Source organism: Streptomyces sp. NBC_00859, from assembly GCF_045161865.1.
Taxonomy (GTDB): domain Bacteria; phylum Actinomycetota; class Actinomycetes; order Streptomycetales; family Streptomycetaceae; genus Streptomyces.
Genome location: NZ_CP108826.1, coordinates 4,667,582 through 4,684,885, shown reverse-complemented (window position 1 = coordinate 4,684,885; position 17,304 = coordinate 4,667,582). Strand labels below are relative to the sequence as shown.

16 protein-coding genes are annotated in these 17,304 nt (G+C 70.9%); 6 read left to right on the top strand and 10 right to left on the bottom strand.

What is annotated here, in order from left to right; genetic code table 11:
• Positions 1-44 precede the first annotated feature (44 nt).
• The 6 genes from OG584_RS20435 to OG584_RS20410 all read right to left on the bottom strand — a co-directional run bounded on the left by OG584_RS20435 (position 45) and on the right by OG584_RS20410 (position 7,985).
• Positions 45-1,508 carry an aldehyde dehydrogenase family protein gene (locus tag OG584_RS20435; RefSeq protein WP_405779801.1) on the bottom strand — a complete coding sequence of 488 codons (1,464 nt, stop codon included), beginning with the start codon at positions 1,506-1,508 and terminating at the stop codon, positions 45-47.
• A gap of 20 nt (positions 1,509-1,528) precedes the next feature.
• Positions 1,529-3,268, bottom strand: a complete 1,740-nt coding sequence (locus tag OG584_RS20430) for an amidohydrolase family protein (RefSeq protein ID WP_405779799.1) — start codon at positions 3,266-3,268, stop codon at positions 1,529-1,531.
• Positions 3,269-3,634: 366 nt separating this feature from the next.
• Positions 3,635-4,759 (bottom strand): LLM class flavin-dependent oxidoreductase, encoded by a 1,125-nt coding sequence (locus tag OG584_RS20425; RefSeq protein ID WP_405779797.1) that lies wholly within the window; start codon positions 4,757-4,759, stop codon positions 3,635-3,637.
• 137 nt (positions 4,760-4,896) lie between these two features.
• Entirely contained in the window at positions 4,897-5,679 is a 783-nt protein-coding gene (locus OG584_RS20420) for an SDR family NAD(P)-dependent oxidoreductase (RefSeq protein WP_405779795.1), read from the bottom strand.
• A gap of 52 nt (positions 5,680-5,731) precedes the next feature.
• Entirely contained in the window at positions 5,732-6,679 is a 948-nt protein-coding gene (locus OG584_RS20415; RefSeq protein ID WP_405779793.1) for an LLM class F420-dependent oxidoreductase, read from the bottom strand.
• Positions 6,680-6,767: 88 nt separating this feature from the next.
• Positions 6,768-7,985, bottom strand: coding sequence for an amidohydrolase family protein (locus OG584_RS20410; protein ID WP_405784187.1), 1,218 nt, complete (start codon positions 7,983-7,985; stop codon positions 6,768-6,770).
• A 228-nt stretch (positions 7,986-8,213) separates the two neighbouring features.
• On the opposite strand from OG584_RS20410, the gene OG584_RS20405 reads away from it, so the two are divergent.
• From OG584_RS20405 to OG584_RS20395, 3 genes are all read left to right on the top strand, one after another.
• Positions 8,214-11,171 carry a BTAD domain-containing putative transcriptional regulator gene (locus tag OG584_RS20405; RefSeq protein WP_405779791.1) on the top strand — a complete coding sequence of 986 codons (2,958 nt, stop codon included), beginning with the start codon at positions 8,214-8,216 and terminating at the stop codon, positions 11,169-11,171.
• A gap of 271 nt (positions 11,172-11,442) precedes the next feature.
• Positions 11,443-11,595 carry a hypothetical protein gene (locus tag OG584_RS20400; protein WP_405779790.1) on the top strand — a complete coding sequence of 51 codons (153 nt, stop codon included), beginning with the start codon at positions 11,443-11,445 and terminating at the stop codon, positions 11,593-11,595.
• Positions 11,596-11,724: 129 nt separating this feature from the next.
• Positions 11,725-11,907, top strand: coding sequence for a hypothetical protein (locus OG584_RS20395; RefSeq protein ID WP_405779788.1), 183 nt, complete (start codon positions 11,725-11,727; stop codon positions 11,905-11,907).
• A gap of 51 nt (positions 11,908-11,958) precedes the next feature.
• On the opposite strand, the gene OG584_RS20390 is transcribed toward OG584_RS20395, so the two are convergent.
• From OG584_RS20390 to OG584_RS20380, 3 genes are all read right to left on the bottom strand, one after another.
• Positions 11,959-12,354 (bottom strand): PIN domain-containing protein, encoded by a 396-nt coding sequence (locus tag OG584_RS20390; protein ID WP_405779786.1) that lies wholly within the window; start codon positions 12,352-12,354, stop codon positions 11,959-11,961.
• Positions 12,354-12,629: a hypothetical protein gene (locus OG584_RS20385; RefSeq protein ID WP_405779784.1), complete on the bottom strand. Its 276-nt coding sequence runs from the start codon at positions 12,627-12,629 to the stop codon at positions 12,354-12,356. Before OG584_RS20385 ends, OG584_RS20390 begins: the two co-directional genes overlap by 1 nt.
• Before the next feature lie 63 nt (positions 12,630-12,692).
• Positions 12,693-14,276: a FadD3 family acyl-CoA ligase gene (locus tag OG584_RS20380; protein ID WP_405779782.1), complete on the bottom strand. Its 1,584-nt coding sequence runs from the start codon at positions 14,274-14,276 to the stop codon at positions 12,693-12,695.
• 97 nt (positions 14,277-14,373) lie between these two features.
• On the opposite strand from OG584_RS20380, the gene OG584_RS20375 reads away from it, so the two are divergent.
• The 3 genes from OG584_RS20375 to OG584_RS20365 are packed head-to-tail and all read left to right on the top strand — an operon-like array spanning position 14,374 to position 16,721.
• The gene (locus OG584_RS20375; protein ID WP_405784185.1) at positions 14,374-15,522 is read left to right on the top strand and encodes a lipid-transfer protein; all 1,149 of its coding nucleotides are present in this window, start codon (positions 14,374-14,376) and stop codon (positions 15,520-15,522) included.
• Between the two features lie 6 nt (positions 15,523-15,528).
• On the top strand, positions 15,529-15,954 hold the full coding sequence (locus tag OG584_RS20370; RefSeq protein ID WP_405779780.1) for a Zn-ribbon domain-containing OB-fold protein: 426 nt from the start codon (positions 15,529-15,531) through the stop codon (positions 15,952-15,954).
• Positions 15,951-16,721 carry an enoyl-CoA hydratase/isomerase family protein gene (locus OG584_RS20365; RefSeq protein WP_405779778.1) on the top strand — a complete coding sequence of 257 codons (771 nt, stop codon included), beginning with the start codon at positions 15,951-15,953 and terminating at the stop codon, positions 16,719-16,721. The genes OG584_RS20370 and OG584_RS20365 overlap by 4 nt, the downstream gene beginning before the upstream one ends.
• A gap of 12 nt (positions 16,722-16,733) precedes the next feature.
• Here OG584_RS20365 and OG584_RS20360 read toward each other — a convergent pair whose 3' ends face one another.
• Entirely contained in the window at positions 16,734-17,246 is a 513-nt protein-coding gene (locus OG584_RS20360; protein ID WP_405779777.1) for a hypothetical protein, read from the bottom strand.
• Between the last annotated feature and the right edge of the window lie 58 nt (positions 17,247-17,304).

Sequence of the window (17,304 nt, the reverse complement as noted above, 5' to 3'; positions counted from 1 at the left end):
CAACGTCCCTACGAGCCCCTCCACCACTCACCCCACCGCCCCGCTCACCCCGGCCACACGATCGACTGGAGCTCGCTGTAGGCGTGCAGGGCGTACGACCCCACGTCCCGCCCCACGCCGCTCTGCTTGAAGCCGCCGAAGGGTGCTTCCATGTTGCGGCCGATGGTGTTCACGCCGACCCCGCCCGCCCGTAGTTGCCTCGCGACCCGGAAGGCCCGTGCCACGTCGCCCGACCAGACGTAGTCGAGCAGGCCGTAGTCGCTGTCGTTGGCCAGGGCTATGCCCTCCTCCTCGTCGTCGAACGGGACCACCACGACGACCGGGCCGAAGATCTCCTCTCGGGCGACGCGCATGGCGTTCGTGCAGTCGGCCAGCAGCGTGGGCGCGGTGTAGAAGCCCTTGTCGAACGCGGGACGTTCGCCGCCCGCGACCACCGTCGCGCCCTCCTTCCGGCCGAGGTCGACGTACGACTCGATCCGGTCCCGGTGGGCGGCCGAGATGACCGGTCCGACCACGGTGCCCCGCTCACCCGGGTCACCGATTTTCAAGTAGCCGACATAGGAAGCCAGTTGCGTCACCAGCCGGTCATGGATGCCGCGCTGCGCCAGTACGCGGGTGGGCGCCGTGCAGATCTGGCCGCTGTAGAAGGAGAAGGTCGTGCCGATCCCGGACACGGCGGAGTCCAGATCCGCGTCGTCGAAGACCAGCGCCGCGCCCTTGCCACCCAGCTCCATCAGCTGTCGCTTCATCCCGCGGCCGCAGACCTCGGCGATACGTCTGCCGACCACCGTGGAGCCGGTGAAGCTGACCATGTCGACGTCCGGTGAGTCGACGGCCGCCTCGCCCACCTCCGCGCCCGTGCCGCTCACCACGTTCACCACGCCGGGCGGCACACCCGCCTCGGCCAGCGCCTCCGCCATCCGGAAGACGGAGAGCGGATCCTGCGGGGCCGGCTTCACGAGCACCGTGTTGCCCATGGCGAGCGCGGGTGCGATCTTGCCGGCCGGGTTGGCCCAGGGGTTGTTGTACGAGGTGATGCAGGTGACGACCCCGACGGGCTGGCGTACCGCGAGCGCGCCGAACACGCCCGCTCTCCCCATCGGTCCGGCCTCGTTGATCTGCGGCGGCAGCGCCTGCTCGACCGGTTCCAGGGCGCCCTTCGCGTACCTCCGGAAGCGGGCCGTCCCCACGCCCACCTGCATGCCGCGTGCCGTACCGGTGGTGGCGCCGCTCTCCGCCTGGGCGAGTTCGGCGTACGGGAGGAACTCGCGCTGCATGATGTCGGCGGCGCGGCCCAGGATCGCGGCCCGCTCCTGCGGTGACGTCCGCGACCAGCCGGCGAAGGCCGCACGGGCGGCGGCGGCCGCCTCGTACACCTGCTCACGACTCGCCTCGGGGGCGGCGCCCACGCTCTCCTCGGTGGCCGGGTTGATCACGTCGTAGTGCCCGCCGTCGGGCGCCACCCACTCGCCGCCGATGAACAGCCCCTGGTCCTGGACGGCGTTCACCCTCTGCTCCTGGCCCGCGCTCAACGGGTCGCCACCGTCCTGGTGTCACGGCCCGACCGCAGCACCGTGCCCGGCACTGCGCCGGTGATCTCGTCGTCCCTGATGGTCTCGACGCCGTTGACCCGTACCGACACGATACCGATCGCCCGTGAGTCGAGGCGGGGGCTGTCGCCCGGCAGGTCGTGCACGAGTGTCGCAGGGCCCGCCGCTATCCGCTCCGGGTCGAAGAGGACGAGGTCCGCGTGGAAGCCCTCCTCGATCCGTCCCCGCTCGCGCAGTCCGAAGAGCTGTGCGGGGTCGTCGGTCAGCATCTTCACCGCCGTTTCGAGGCCGACCAGCTTGCGGCCGCGCAGGCAGTCGCCGATGAAGCGCGTCGTGTACGGGGCGCCGCACATCCGGTCCAGGTGTGCGCCCGCGTCCGAGCCGCCCAGCATCACGTCCTGGTGCTCCCAGGTCTTGCGCCGCAGCTCCCAGGAGTCCGGGTCGTTGTCGGTGGGCATCGGCCAGAGCACGGTGCGCAGGTCGTCGTTGGCGCAGATCTCGACCAGGCAGTGGAAGGGCTCCTGGCCGCGTTCGGCCGCGATGTCCTGCACCACCCTGCCGCTGAGTCCCTCGTTGGCTTCGGAGTAGGTGTCGCCGATGACGTACCGCCCGAAGTTCGCCAGCCGCCGGAAGACGCCTGCCTCCTTGCTGTTGGCGTGCCGCAGCATCCTGGTCCGTACGTCGGCGTCGCGCAGCGCGGCGATCCGCTCGGGCACCGGAAGCGCCAGGGTCTCGCCCCAGCCGGGGATGAGGTTCAGCGCGCAGAAGGTGCCGAGCGACATGTTCATCGGGGTCAGGATGGGCATCGTCAGGGCGACGATCCGTCCGCCCTCCTCGCGCGCCCGGTCGCTGGCGCCGAGCTGGCGCGGTACGCGCTCGGGCACGGCGGCGTCGATGGTCAGGACGTTCCAGTTGAGCGGGCGGCCCGCTGCCGCGCTCATCCCCACGAAGAGGTCGACCTCTTCGTCGCTGAACTGGTCGAGGCAGCCCGCGACGATGGCCTCGATCTGGGTTCCTTCGTGCTCGCCGACCGCTCTGGACAGGGCGAGCAGTTCGGCGGGCCCGGCGTGCCGGGAGGCGACAGGTTCGCCGTCGCCGTCGGAGTGGGTGGACGACTGGGTGGTGGAGAATCCCCAGGCGCCCGCGTCCATCGCCTCGTGGAAGATCCGCAGCATCTCGGCGAGCTGTTCGCCGGTGGGCTGTCCGCCGATCGCGTCGGGGCCCATCACGTGGCGGCGAAGGGCGCAGTGGCCCACCATGAAGCCGGCGTTGACGGCGGTGCGGCCGTCCAGGGCGTCCAGGTACTCGGCGAAGGTCGACCAGTTCCAGGGGGCGCCCTCTTCGAGTGCGACCAGTGACATGCCCTCGACCTTGGACATCATGCGGCGGGTGTAGTCGGCGTCGCCGGGGCGGGCCGGGTTCAGCGGGGCGAGCGTGAAGCCGCAGTTCCCGCCCGCGACGGTGGTCACTCCGTGGTTCATGGACGGGGTGGCGTACGGGTCCCAGAAGAGCTGGGCGTCGTAGTGGGTGTGCGGGTCGACGAAGCCGGGGGCGAGGACGAGTCCCGTCGCGTCCTCGCTGGTCGTGGCGGACTCGGTGAGGGTGCCGGGCTCGGCGATGACGGCGATGCGGCCGTCCCGGATGCCGAGGTCCGCGATGTACGAGGGAGTCCCGGTGCCGTCCACGACGGTCGCTCCGCGGATGAGGTGGTCGAGCATGTGGTCTGGTCCCTTCTCTGGTTGTCCGGCGGGTGAGCGGGCGTGAGCGGGGGCGGTCACCGGTTCCGTCGTCAGTCGCCGGACGGGCTGGGGGTGCCGGTCGGGCGGGCGAGCGGGGCCGGAGCGGATGCGACCCGGATACGAGGCGCCCGTTCCGCCTGGAACGCCGGGCGGGCCCGGCCTGCCGGGCAGGGTCGGGGTTCACGGCCTGACGGGGGACGGGCATGGCTCCGGCCGGTGGGTACGGGATGGCCGCTCCCCCGTACACACCGGCCGGAACCGGACGGCGGCCGTCCGGGATGGAGCCGCCGTCCGCCCCAGGGGTGATGAACCCGGCCCGCGGCGTCGGCCGGCGGACCGGCCGGCCTACTCGGCGGCCTGCCGGAAGCGGGTCGTCCGGTGGACCGGGTCCGTGTCGATCTGCGGAATGACGTGCTCACCGATGAGCTTGATGGTGTTCAGCGTGTCCTCGGGGGAGATCCCGATCGGCAGCCCGAACGACAGCTGGTCGGCCCCCGCCTGCTCCCACCGCTTGCACTGCTGCAGCACCTCGCCCGGGTCACCGCAGATCATCAGTTCCTCCGCGATGAGCAGCTCGATGATCTCTGTGCTGTACTCGGGCAGCAGCTCCGGCCACTCGGGGATGCCGTCGGGCCTCGGGAACGTGTCGTGGTAGCGGAACAGCAGCGACTGCAGGTAGTTCAGGCCGCCGCTGACGGCGATCTCGACCGCCTTGTCGTGCGTCTCGGCGCAGATCGCGGTCGAGGTCACCATGACGTTGTCGTTGACGAAGGCGCCGATCGGTTCGGCCTCCTTCACCGCGTTCTTGTACGACTCGACGACCCACTCCATGTCCGAGACCTTCTGGACGCTGAATCCCAGTACCCCGAGGCCCTTCTTGCCGGCCATGGCGTACGAGGAGGGGGACCCGGCGGCGTACCACATGCCGGGGTGCGCCTTCCCGTACGGCTTGGGCAGGATCTTGCGCGGCGGCAGTGACCAGTGCTTTCCCTGGAAGCCGACGTACTCGTCCTGGAGCCACATCTTGGGGAATTCGCCGATCGTCTCTTCCCAGATCTCCTTGGTGTGGTTCATGTCCGTGATGCCCGGCATGAACCCGAGGATCTCGTGGGTGCCCGCACCGCGCCCGGAGCCGAACTCGAACCGGCCCTCGGAGAGGTGGTCCATCATGGCCACCTTCTCGGCGACCTTGACGGGGTGGTTGACGGGGGCCAGCGGGTTGAAGATGCCGGATCCGAGGTGGATGCGGTCCGTCGCGTGCGCGAGGTACCCGAGGAACACGTCGTTGGCGGAGAGGTGCGAGTACTCCTCCAGGAAGTGGTGCTCGGAGGCCCAGGCGTACTTGAAGTTGGACTTGTCCGCCTGGATGACGTACTCGGTCTCCTCCATCAGCGCCTTGTGCTCGGCCTCGGGATCGGCCTGGGCGCGCTTCTTCGGTACGTATCCCTGTACAAAGAGCCCGAATTCCAAAGGGGTTCACCGTCCCTAGGTCTCTGCCCGTTTCTGACACACCGTCAGTTCACGGTGGAGTCGACTGTGGCACCGTGCGCGTGGAGCGTCAATACCTGACGAGTAGTCAGGTCGTGGCGTGGCACCGGACTGCCGGATCAGAAGATGCTGACCCCCGCCAGCCAGCCGCCGTCGATGACGAACGGCTGCCCGGTGATGTACGAGGAGTCCTCGCCCGACAGGAAGAGGGCCAGCCTGGCGACCTCATCGGGCCTGCCCACCCGCCCCAGCGGAACCAGCTTCCGGTAGAGCTCGTCCAGGGCCGCCGACGCCTCCGCCGGATCCGCGTCCGGGTCGAGCTGCGCGGGGTTGCTCATGGGGGTGTCGATGGCCCCCGGGCACATCGCGTTGACCCGGATGCCCTTCGCCGCCAGCTCCATCGCGGCCACTCGCGTCATTCCCACGATCGCCGCCTTGGTCGCCGCGTACGAGCCGACGAACGCCATGCCCGTCAGCGCGGTGTACGAGGCGGTGTTGACGATGGTTCCGCCGCCCGCCGCCTCGATCTCCGGCGCGACGGTGCGCATCCCGAGAAAGGCGCCGACCTGGTTGACCTGCACGACCTGCTGGAACTCCTCCAGTGGGGTCGTCACCAGCTCGTTGAAGCGCAGGATCCCGGCGTTGTTGACCAGGCCGTCGATCTTCCCGAAGGCCTCCTTGGCGGCCTCGACCGCCGCGCTCCAGTCCGCCTCCCGGGTCACGTCGAGCCGCACATACACGGCGGACTCCCCCAGCTCCTTGGCGAGCGCCGCACCCTGCTCGTCGAGGACGTCCCCGAGCAGCACCTTCGCGCCCTCGGCCACGAAGAGCCGCGCCTCCTGTTCACCCTGTCCGCGTGCCGCGCCGGTGATGACGAAGACCCGCCCGTCGAGCTTGCCCATACCGCTCTCCCTGCTGGTTGAGGTGCGGACGATTGAGGTGCGGACCGCTGGACTACTGATTGAGGTGCGGAGCCACATCGGCGGCGAAGGCCGCCATCTGGTCGGTGAGTTCGCTACGGCTCCGGCTGCGGAACCTCACCTGGATCTGGTCGACGCCCATCGCCGCGTACGCGCGCAGCGATTCGGCGATGGCCTCGGGCTTGCCGGTGAGGGTGCGGCGGCCGACAGACCGCCCCGGCTCCCCCACGTACAGCGGCTCGGTGATGGCGCCGATCTCGATCGGGTCCGTCACCCCGGCCGCCTCCCTGAGCCCGCGCAGCCGGGCTATCTGCTCGGGCAGCCGTTCCCGCGGGTCGCCCTGCGGCAGCCAGCCGTCCCCCCGTTCGGCGGCCCGGCGCACGGCGGCGGCCGACGAGCCGCCGACCCAGATCGGCACCTGCCGCTGCGCCGGTCTGGGCAGTTGGGCGAGGCCGCCGAAGTCGAAGCGCTCGCCGTGGTGTTCGGGGTACTCGTCGGGGCCGAGCGCCGCCCTGAGCGCGTCGATGGATTCGTTCAGGACCGCTCCGCGCCCCGGGAAGTCGGCCCCGACCGCGTCGAACTCCTCCGGCACGTGGCCGGCGCCGACCCCGAGAATCAGCCGGCCGCCGCTGAGGTGGTCCAGGGTCGCGTACTGCTTGGCGGTGAGCAGCGGATGGCGCAGCCCGACGACGGCGACATGGCTCATCAGCCGCACCCGCTCGGTGATCCCGGCCAGGAAGCCGAGGGTCGCGACCGGGTCGTACCAGACCGCCCCCATGGCATCGGCGAGCCGCCGCGGGATGGCCACGTGATCGCAGACAGCGATGTACGCGAAGCCGCTGCGGTCGGCGGTGCGGGCGATCTCCGCGAGGTCGTGCGGGGTGGCGGCGGACTCCCACTCCTCCGCGTAGATGGTGCTCTGGGACTGGACGGGCAGCTGCATCCCGTAGACGAGCCGCCCTTCGGGAAAGAGCCGTGCCATGGGTGGGACCCCTCCTGTGCGTCCTGTGCAAAGTGGCCAGAAATCACGTGCCCTCGCGCGTTCCGGTGCTCATGCCGGACGGGCCCGCTCACCCCGCCCAGAGGCCGTCCTCGGTCAGGCCGAGCAGCTCGATCGCGTTTCCGCGCACGATGCGGTCCACCACATCCGGGGCGAGGTGCCCCATCTGTGACTCGCCGACCTCGCGGGACTTGGGCCAGGTGGAGTCCGAGTGCGGGTAGTCCGTCTCGTACAGCACGTTCCCCACCCCGATCGAGTCGAGGTTCTTCAGCCCGAAGGCGTCGTCGAAGAAGCAGCCGTACACGTGCTCGGTGAAGAGTTCCGACGGTGGCCGCAGGACCTTGTCCGCCACCCCGCCCCAGCCGCGGTTCTCCTCCCAGACCACGTCGGCGCGCTCCAGGATGTACGGGATCCAGCCGATCTGGCCCTCCGCGTACATGATCTTCAGGTTGGGGAAACGTTCGAACTTGCCGCTCATCAGCCAGTCGACCATCGAGTAGCAGCAGTTGGCGAAGGTGATCGTGGAGCCGACCGCGGGCGGGGCGTCGGCCGAGGTCGACGGCATCTTCGACGACGAGCCGATGTGCATCCCGATCACCGTGCCGGTCTCGTCGCACGCGGCCAGGAACGGGTCCCACTCGTCCGTGTGGATGGACGGCAGCCCCAGGTGCGGGGGTATCTCCGAGAACGCGACCGCGCGCACCCCGCGTGCGGCGTTGCGCCTGACCTCGTCAGCGGCGAGCCGCGCGTCCCACAGGGGGACGATCGGCAGCGGGATGAGGCGGCCGTGCGCCTCCGGGCCGCACCACTCCTCCACCATCCAGTCGTTGTACGCGCGGACGCCGAGCAGCCCCAGTTCCCGGTCGGACGCCTCCGTGAAGGTCTGGCCGCAGAACCTGGGGAACGTCGGGAAGCACAGCGCGGACTGGACGTGGTTGACGTCCATGTCGGCGAGGCGGTCGGGCACCGAGAAGGAGCCGGGCCGCATCTGCTCGTAGGTGATGACTTCGAGTTTGATGTCGTCCCTGTCGTAGCCGACCGCCGTGTCGAGACGGGTCAGCGGCCGGTGCAGGTCCTCGTACACCCACCAGTCACCGATGGGCCCTTCGTCGCCCTTGGCGCCCATGACCGGTGCGAACTTCCCGCCCATGAAGGACATCGACTTGAGGGGCGCGCGGACGATGCGCGGACCGATGTCCCGGTATTTGGAAGGGAGCCGGTCCTGCCAGACACGGGGAGGTTCCACCGTGTGGTCGTCCACCGAGATGATCTTCGGGAAAGTCTCCATGTTCTCCACCGTAGCGCTCATCTGACGAACCGTCAGCTAGTGGTGCGGCCCTCCCTGCGGAAAGATGCAGCAGCCCTTCCCGGCGCGCCGGTTGGCGAAGAGCTTGTGGAGAGGGGCCCCCAGAGCTGACGTACTCGCCATGAACAAGGCAAACTGGCCTGTGCGATACGGGCGGTGACGGCCGGCACCACCTGAGGCAGCGACCAGGGGCAGGAGGCAGGGGCAGCTATGGACCGTGACAGCGGGCCGCGCGTACCGGGGCAGCGGACTCCGCAGCGGAGCCGGGACACCGGCCTCTCTTTCAGCGTGCTCGGACCCGTGCGAGCCTGGCGGGACGGCGAAGCGCTGCCCCCTGGGTCGCCGCAGCAGCGCGCGCTGCTGGCCGCGCTCCTGACCCGCGACGGCCGCACAGCCACCGCGGGTGAGCTGATCGACGCGATCTGGGGCGAGGACCCGCCCTCCCAGGCACTGGCCGCGGTACGGACGTACGCCTCCAGGCTGCGCAAGGTCCTGGACCCAGGAGTGCTGGTCAGCGAGTCGGGCGGCTACGCGATCCGGGTACGGACCGAGGCCGTCGACCTCCACCGGGCGCAGCACCTGGCCGCGAGCGCCGAGAAGGCCGCCGGTACCGGTGACCGGGCCGCGGCCCGCGCCCTGATCGACCAGGCTTTGGGGCTCTGGGACGGCGAACCCCTGGCGAACGTTCCCGGGCCGTACGCCGAGACCCAGCGGGCGGGCCTGGAGGAGTGGCGGCTCCAGCTGACCGAATCGCGTCTCGACATGGACCTGGAGGTCGGCTGCCACGCCGAGTCGGTCTCCGAGCTGACCTCACTGACCGCCGCGCACCCGCTCCGGGAGCGGCTGCGCGAGCTCCTCATGCTGGCGCTGTACCGCAGCGGCCGGCAGGCGGAGGCGCTCGCCGTGTACGCCGATACGCGCAGGCTGCTCGCCGACGAGCTCGGGGTGGACCCGCGGCCCGAACTGGCCAGGCTCCAGCAGCGGATCCTCCAGGCCGACGCGGAGCTGGCCAGGCCGGCGGAGGCCGCACCGCAGCCCGCGCCGACGGCCGCCAACCCCGCCCAGCTTCCCGCCACCGTGCCGGACTTCACCGGCCGGGACGCCTTCGTACGGGAACTCGGTGACCGGCTGGTCACCGCCGAGACGTCGGTGATGGCCGTATCGGCGCTCGCCGGTATCGGCGGCGTGGGCAAGACGACGCTCGCCGTCCACGTGGCGCACGCCGCCCGGCCGCACTTCCCCGACGGGCAGCTGTATGTGGACCTCCAGGGCGCGGGGGCGCGGGCGGCGGAGCCGGAGGCGGTGCTCGGCGCGTTCCTGCGCGCGCTCGGTACGGCCGATTCGGCCATCCCGGAGTCCCTCGACGAGCGCGCCGCGCTCTACCGGACGGCGCTCGACGGGCGCCGGGTCCTGGTCCTGCTCGACAACGCCCGCGACGCCGCTCAGATCCGGCCGCTGCTGCCCGGCACGGCCGGATCGGCCGCCCTGGTCACCAGCCGGGCCCGGCTGGTGGATCTGGCGGGCGCACACCTGGTGGATCTCGACGTGATGTCGCCCGAGGAGGCACTGCAGCTCTTCACCAAGATCGTCGGTGCGGAGCGGGTCCGCAACGAACGCCAGGCCTCGCTGGACGTGGTGGCTGCCTGCGGTTTCCTGCCGCTGGCCATCCGCATCGCGGCCTCCCGCCTGTCCGCCCGCCGCACCTGGACGGTCTCGGTGCTGGCGGCGAAGCTCGCCGACGAGCGCCGCCGCCTCGACGAGCTCCAGGCGGGTGACCTGGCGGTGAAGGCCACGTTCGAGCTGGGGTACGGGCAGCTGGAGCCGCAGCAGGCGCGGGCCTTCCGGCTGCTGGGTCTCGCGGAGGGCCCGGATCTCTCGCTGGCCGCGGCCGCCGCCGTACTGGACCTGCCGGTCCGGGAGGCGGAGGACCTCCTGGAGTCGCTGGTCGACACGTCACTCCTGGAGTCGGCGGCCCCCGGGCGGTACCGCTACCACGACCTGGTCCGCCTCTACGCGCGTTCCTGCGCCGAACGGGACGAACAGCCTTCCGGGGGACAGGAGTCGGCTCTGTCGCGGCTCCTGGACTTCTATCTGGCGACTGCCGCCCGGGGCTACGCGATCGAGCGCCCCGGCGACCGGCTGGTCGACCACCTTGAGCCGACGACGTACGAGGGGCTGACCTTCACCGACCGGCACGACGCCCAGGACTGGCTGTACGCGGAGGCGATGCCGCTGCTGGCCTGTGTGCGCCAGTCGGCGACAGCGGGGACCCTGCGGAGGGCGGTGGACCTGCTGTGGGCGGCACTGGACCTGGCCGAGTCGGGGGCCAACTCGAAGGAGTACAACTACGCCGCCGGCCTCCTGCGGGAGGCCGCACGTGCCGCACGGGACGAGCACGCCGAGGGGCGGGCCGCCATCGCCCTGACCTATGTCCACCACGTGGCGGGCCGGTTCGACCTGGCCGGGCAGGACGCGGAGGAGGCCGAGCGGCTCGCCGTACGGACCGGGGACCTGCTGTCCGCGTGCTGGGCGGCCAACCTGCTCGGCATCCTGGAGTTCTACCGGGGCCACATCGACGCCGTGAAGACGCAGACGCACCTCACCCGGGCCGTCGAGGGGTTCCGGGACTGCCAGGACATGGCGGGCGAGGCGAGCGCGCTCTGCAACCTGTCGCGGCTCCACCTCGTCACCGGGGACGTGAGCGAGGCCGTCGCACTCTCGCAGCAGGGCACTGACATGTACGACCGCATGGGCCACGCCCTCAAGGGGGCCAACGGCCGTTACGCACTGGGGCTCGCACTGACCCAGAGCGGTCAGCTCGCCGCCGCGGCGGACCGGCTGCAGGAGGCCCTGGAGGTCTTCCGCGACAGCCGGCAACGGCTCTGGGAGGGGATGGCCCTCTTCAGGCTGGCCGAGGTCGACATGGCGGCGGGACGCTGCGCCCAGGCGGCGGCCGGAGCCGAGATGGCACTGACCGCCCTGCGCGGCATCGGCGGTGAGTGGCGGCGCGGCAACGTCCTCACCCTGCTGGGCCGCGCCCTCGACGGCATCGGGCAGTCCGGCCGCGCGCGGGTCTGCTGGCTGGAGGCCCTGGCCATCTACGACGAGCTCAAGTCGCCGGAGGCGGACGGGGTACGCGAGCTGCTTTCACCGCTGTCAGCGGCCTGAGACCGGGCCTCGGGCCGGTGCCGGGCCGGCCCGCATCGGGCGTTCATCGTTTGTTTATCGCGACCCGACATTCTCATTCCACGACGAACCGTCGCGTCGGGGGGCAGGCGGTTCGCCGGTAAGGGTCCCGCACCGGCAAAACAGGATCGTCCGGCGACTGCCGGCCGGTCTAAGGTGAGCGGCCTGCGGAACGTCCGTCCGGCAGCGCTCGGGGGAGCAGCCGGACGGGCTTCAGCACCACAGACCTTCAGGAACAGGGGAGTTGAGAACCATGGCCGCAGAGCCGAACACCGACACCACGGTCGATCCGGACAACGCACATGTCACGGACAAGCCCACGGTCGCGCCCGCCAACGCGCACGTCACCGACAAGCCGACCACGGTGAAGCCCAACAACGCGCACGTCACCGACAAGACCGCGTGAGCTGAGACCTTCACGACGGGGCACGGGGGAACCGGGGGAACAGTGGCCGTGGCGGCCGGGAGGGGAAGCCGCCACGGCCGCTGCCGCATGTCCGCACCCAGCCGATCCATCCGTAACGAGAGAGCTGCCATGACACTGACGAAGAAGCTGTTCGCCACCGCCGCCCTGGTGTTCGCCACCGCGGCGGTATCCGTGACACCGGCCCTGGCCAACGGCCATGTGACCGACTCCCCCAACGCCGCGCACACCGCCACGGTGAGCCCGGAGAACGGCCACATAACCCTGGCCCCGCTGGAGTCCCGCGCGGGCTGACGCCCCGCACCCGCCGTGGGGCGCGGCACAGACACCGCGCCCCACCCGGCATCAGACGGGGCGCACCAGCACCTGCGGCCCGCAGAGCTTCCGCATGTCGTCCTCGTCCGAGGTGAACACGGCGACATGGCCGGGCTGCCGCGCGGCGACGACAGCGAGCGCCGCGCCAACGGCGTACTTGTGACCGTGCAGCCCCGCTGCTTCGAGCACCTCGATCGCCGCCTCCGCCACATCTCGTGTGACCGGCTCCACGACCACCCGTGACATCGCCCAGACCCAGGCCGCACGCCGCACCTGGCCGTGATAGGCCTCGATCAGGGTCATGGAACTGGTCACCACCCGGGTCCCCGACCGGTGTGCCTCGGTGATGCGCGCCGTCATGGCCCGGTCGCGCAGCGCCGCCAGCGACAGCGCCTGGCTGTCCAGCACATAACAGTCGATGTCCATCAGGCCGCAGCGCCGCGGCCCGGTGACTGAGCGGCCCGCTCGGCGAAGTGCCGCTCCATGTCCTGGCGCTCCGCCACGGCCGCAGCCGTCTCGGCCTCCGTGGGCGGCCCCCCCTGGTCCTGCATCCACGCCACCAGCTCGCCCAGCCGGTCGCGCTCCCGCTGACGCTCCATGGCGGCGGTGACATAGGCGCTGAAGCTGCCCGGACCCACCTCGCGCCGGATTTCCTCGGCCAGCTCCTCCGGGAGGGTCACCGTGTACTTCTTCGTTGCCATACCGTTCACCATGCCAGCCCCGGACCGTGCCGCATCCGGGCGGCGACGGTGCGGCCGGCCCGGTCACCCCCGCCCCCGCAGCTCTCCCTTCACCACCTTCCCGCTCGCGTTCCGCGGCAGCTCCGTCACGAATTCGACCTCGCGCGGGACCTTGTAGTTCGCCATCTCGCGACGCGACCAGGCGATCAGGTCGTCCGCCGTCAGCGTCGCGCCGGGACGCCGCACCGCGTACGCCTTGCCGACCTCGCCCAGCCGGCCGTCCGGTACGCCGACGACCGCCGCGTCCGCCACATCCGGGTGCAGGCACAGCAGTTGCTCTATCTCCGCCGGGTAGGCGTTGAAGCCGCCGACGATGAACATGTCCTTGATCCGGTCGGTGATCCGGAGGTTGCCCGCCTCGTCCAGCACGCCCACATCGCCGGTGCGCAGCCAGCCGTCGGCCGTGAAGGCATCCGCGGTCGCCTCCGGGGCCTCGAAGTACTCGCGCATGACGTTGAATCCGCGCACCAGCACCTCCCCCGGCTCGCCCGGCGCCGCCGAGACCCGTACCTCGGTACCGGGAATGGCCCGGCCCGACGTCGAGGCGATGACCTCGGCGCCGTCGCCCCTGCGGCACATGGTGACGACACCGCTCGCCTCGGAGAGGCCGTACGCGGTCAGGACCGTCTCGATGTGCAGCTCCGAGCGCAGCCGCTCGACCAGCCGCAGCGGGACCACCGCCGCGCCCGTCACCACAAGGCGCAGCGCGCCGAGGTCGTGCTCGTCACGGGCCGGGTGGTCGAGGAGCGACTGGTGGAGGGTCGGCGGGCCCGGGAGCACCGAGATGCGCTCGGCGGCGACGTTGGCGAGGACAGTGTCCATGTTGAAGACCGGCTGCGGCACCATCGTGGCGCCCCGCATCAGACAGGCGATGATGCCCGCCTTGTAGCCGAAGGTGTGGAAGAAGGGGTTCACGATGAGGTAGCGGTCCCCCTCGCGCAGCCCGGCCAGGTCGCACCAGATGCGGTAGCAGCGCAGGGTCTGGGCGTGGGTGATGACCGCGCCCTTGGGACGCCCCGTGGTTCCCGACGTGAAGATGATGTCCGAGGGCGACGAGCCGTCGACGGCGTCCGCGCGGGCCCGCACCGCGGCGGCGGAGACGTGCTCGCCGCCTGCCAGGAAGTCCTTCCAGGTACGGAAGGAGTCCGGAGCGTCCTCCGCCAGGACCACCACCTGCTCCAGCTGCGGCAGCGCGGGCAGCGGGCCCGGTCCGCCGCCCCCGGCGGTGGCGCGCCGGAGCGACGCCACGTACGAGGTGCCGAGGAAGGTACCGGTCACGAAGAGCAGCTTCGCGCGGCTGCGCTCCAGCACGTACGCCGCCTCCGCACCCTTGAACCGGGTGTTCAGCGGCACCAGGACCGCGCCGGCCGTCACCGCGCCGAGCGCCGAGACGATCCAGTCGACGGTGTTGGGCGCCCAGACCGCGACCCGGTCGCCGGCGTTCACGCCGGACGCCATGCACGCGGCGGCCGCCCGCTCGACCCGGTCGCCCAGCTCCGTGTAGGAGATCCGGGTACGGCCGTCGACGACCGCCTCCTGTTCGCCGTACCTTTCGGCTGCGGACCTCAACAGCGCCGGAATGCTGCCCCACTCGACGTCCCCGCGCATCGTATGCCTCCTACAACCAGTAGCTGACTATCCGTCAGGTTAGCGGTAGCCTTCCCGGCTGTCAGCAGTCATGACGTCCCCGGAGGTGGCGATGGCAGTGGCGGCGCTCAAAGACGCAACGGCGATAGCCGGGATAGGACAGACCGCGTTCGCGAAGCAACTCCCCGAATCCGAGAAGGCGCTGGCCTGCCGGGCGATCCTCGCCGCGCTGAGCGACGCCGGGATAGCACCGTCCGAGGTGGACGCGTTCTCCTCGTACACGATGGAGGACACCGACGAGGTCGAGGTCGCCAAGGCGGTCGGCGCCGGCGACGTGACCTTCTTCTCGAAGATCGGGTACGGCGGCGGCGGCTCCTGCGCGACGGTCGCGCACCTCGCGGCGGCCGTCGCCACCGGACAGGCGAACGTCGGAGTCGCCTGGCGCTCGCGCAAACGCGGCAGCGGACCGCGCCCCTGGAAGAACACGGCGGTCCAGCTGCCGACCCCGGCCCAGTGGACCCGCCCCTTCGGTCTGCTGCGGCCCGCCGACGAGATCGGCATGCTCGCCCGCCGGTACATGCACGAGTACGGAGCAACCCGCGACCACCTCTTCAACGTCGCGCTGGCCTGCCGCAACCGCGCCAACCAGAACCCGGCCGCGATCATGTACGACCGACCGCTGACCCGGGACATGTATATGACCTCGCGGTGGATCAGCGAGCCGCTCTGCCTCTTCGACAACTGCCTTGAGACGGACGGCGCGCTGGCCTGCGTCGTCGTCTCCGCCGAGCGCGCCCGCGACTGCCGGCATAAGCCCGTGTACGTCCACGCGGCCGCCCAGGGGCTGCCCGCCCAGCACCACGGCATGGTCAACTACTGGAACGACGACCCGCTGACCGGGCCCGCCTGGACCGCCGCACGACACCTCTGGAAGCACGCCGACTTCGGCCCCGACGATGTCGACGTGGCACAGATCTACGACGCCTTCACCCCGCTCGTCCCGCTCTCCCTCGAGGGATACGGCTTCTGCGGGCGCGGCGAGGGGGCGGCGTTCACCGAGGGCGGTGCGCTGGAGATCGGCGGCAGACTGCCGCTGAACACCGGCGGGGGCGGCCTCAGCGAAGGCTATGTCCACGGCTTCAACCTCATCACCGAAGGCGTCAGACAGCTGCGCGGCAGCTCCACCGCCCAGGTGCCCGGCGCCGGCACCTGCCTCGTCACCGCGGGCGAGTGCGTCCCCACATCCGCGATCCTGCTGAGGAGTTGAGACCCGATGCTGCAGCCGGTCACCGACGACGACGGCGCGCCCTTCTGGGAGTACGCCGCCCGGCACGAACTGCGCGTCCAGTCCTGCGCGGAGTGCCACACGCTGCGCTTCCCGCCCCGGCCCTGCTGCCCGCGGTGCCAGTCCTTCGCCTGCGAGTGGGAGCGGATGTCCGGGCGCGGCCGCATCTGGTCGTACGTGTTCCCGCACCCGCCGCTGCTGCCCGACTACGCGGCCCAGGCCCCGTACAACGCGGTCGTGGTGGAGCTGGCCGACGCCCCGCACATCCGGCTCGTGGGCAATGTGGTCGCCGGTCCCGACGCACCGCTGAACTCGGTGGATCCGGAGCGTCTGCGCATCGGTGCCCGCGTACAGGTCACCTTCACCGAGTCCGGCGGGACGACCCTGCCGCGCTGGCTGCTGGAGCGGTCATGAGTCTGCGCGTCGAGAGGGACGGACGGACCGGCGTCGCGGTCGTCACCATCGACCGGCCCGACCGGCTCAACGCCGTCGATGTGGAGACAGCCGGTGAACTCGCGGCCGTGTGGAGGGAGTTCCGTTTTGATACGTCCGTCAGGGCGGCCGTCGTCACCGGCGCGGGGACGCGCGCCTTCTGCACCGGTATCGACCGCTCGGCCGAGGTGCCGCAGCCCCCGTCCCCGTACTCCATCGACGACCCGATGATCCGGATCGGACCGAAGGCCAACGACCTCTGGAAGCCGGTGATCGCCGCGGTGCGCGGGATGGCGTGCGGCGGCGCGTTCTATCTGCTGGGCGAGGCCGAGTTCGTGATCGCGGGCGATGACGCCACGTTCTTCGACCCGCACACGTCGTACGGCATGGTCAGCGCCTACGAGACCATCTACCTCGCCCAGCGGATGCCGTTCGGCGAGGTGGCGCGGATGGCGCTGATGGGGACGGCCGAGCGGGTCTCGGCCCGGCGGGCGTACGAGACCGGCCTGGTGAGTGAGGTGACGCCGCCCGGCGATGAGCTGGCAGCGGCGGTCCGCTGCGCCACGACGATCGCCACGTATCCGACGGAGGCGGTGCAGGGGACGGTGCGGGCGGTGTGGGCCGCAAAGGAGGGGGCCCGCGCACAGGCTCTGGCGCAGGCCCCTCATCTGGTGGCGCTCGGCAATCTGCCCCCGGAACGGCAGTCGGCGCTGTTCGGCGCACGAAAGGGTGAGTTCCGGGTGCGGTGACCGGGTACGGCGTCAGCTCTGCGGCTGCACCAAGTCGACGCGGCACCTGACGACCGACCCGACGTCCGACGGGTCCGACATCGGCACCTTGACCGGCTCGCTGACGGTGTCGGACACCCGGGCGACCGCGCTGCCCGTGTCGACGGTGGAGCCACGCGCGTTCAGGAAGCTCACGCTGACGCGGTAACGGTGACTGCCGCTCCCGTTCCTGGCCTGCACCAGGACGAGCGAGTGGGTGGAGCCCTTCTTCGCGCAGTCCAGCACGGTTCCGTCGGCGGAAGGCGCGGTCGTGCGGCTGCTCGAACTGTTCGTGGAACCGCTCGTGGAACCGCGCGACGACCCATAGCCGGTGTGGTCGTAGTCGTTGTAGTGGTGCGTGGTGGAACTGGAACTGGTGTGGCTCTTGCTGCAGCCGCCGCCGGAAGTGTGGCTGTGGCTGCTGTGACTGCCGTGCCGCGAGAACCCGGTCAGCGAGAGCACCACGCCCACCAGGACGGCACCGAACCTCACACGTCGCATGATCATGTCATCTCCCCCGTTTCGGCCGACACCGTAACAGGTGGGCCCGCGCTGTGGTGGCGGG

Coding starts and splice junctions, on each gene's coding strand:
- OG584_RS20420 (WP_405779795.1), bottom strand. CDS start 5,679: ATGGGCAAGCTCGACGGGCGGGTCTTCGTCATCACCGGCGCGGCACGC.
- OG584_RS20370 (WP_405779780.1), top strand. CDS start 15,529: ATGCTGCAGCCGGTCACCGACGACGACGGCGCGCCCTTCTGGGAGTAC.
- OG584_RS20405 (WP_405779791.1), top strand. CDS start 8,214: ATGGACCGTGACAGCGGGCCGCGCGTACCGGGGCAGCGGACTCCGCAG.
- OG584_RS20415 (WP_405779793.1), bottom strand. CDS start 6,679: ATGGCACGGCTCTTTCCCGAAGGGCGGCTCGTCTACGGGATGCAGCTG.
- OG584_RS20360 (WP_405779777.1), bottom strand. CDS start 17,246: ATGATCATGCGACGTGTGAGGTTCGGTGCCGTCCTGGTGGGCGTGGTG.
- OG584_RS20380 (WP_405779782.1), bottom strand. CDS start 14,276: ATGCGCGGGGACGTCGAGTGGGGCAGCATTCCGGCGCTGTTGAGGTCC.
- OG584_RS20395 (WP_405779788.1), top strand. CDS start 11,725: ATGACACTGACGAAGAAGCTGTTCGCCACCGCCGCCCTGGTGTTCGCC.
- OG584_RS20430 (WP_405779799.1), bottom strand. CDS start 3,268: ATGCTCGACCACCTCATCCGCGGAGCGACCGTCGTGGACGGCACCGGG.
- OG584_RS20410 (WP_405784187.1), bottom strand. CDS start 7,985: ATGGAGACTTTCCCGAAGATCATCTCGGTGGACGACCACACGGTGGAA.
- OG584_RS20385 (WP_405779784.1), bottom strand. CDS start 12,629: ATGGCAACGAAGAAGTACACGGTGACCCTCCCGGAGGAGCTGGCCGAG.
- OG584_RS20400 (WP_405779790.1), top strand. CDS start 11,443: ATGGCCGCAGAGCCGAACACCGACACCACGGTCGATCCGGACAACGCA.
- OG584_RS20365 (WP_405779778.1), top strand. CDS start 15,951: ATGAGTCTGCGCGTCGAGAGGGACGGACGGACCGGCGTCGCGGTCGTC.
- OG584_RS20390 (WP_405779786.1), bottom strand. CDS start 12,354: ATGGACATCGACTGTTATGTGCTGGACAGCCAGGCGCTGTCGCTGGCG.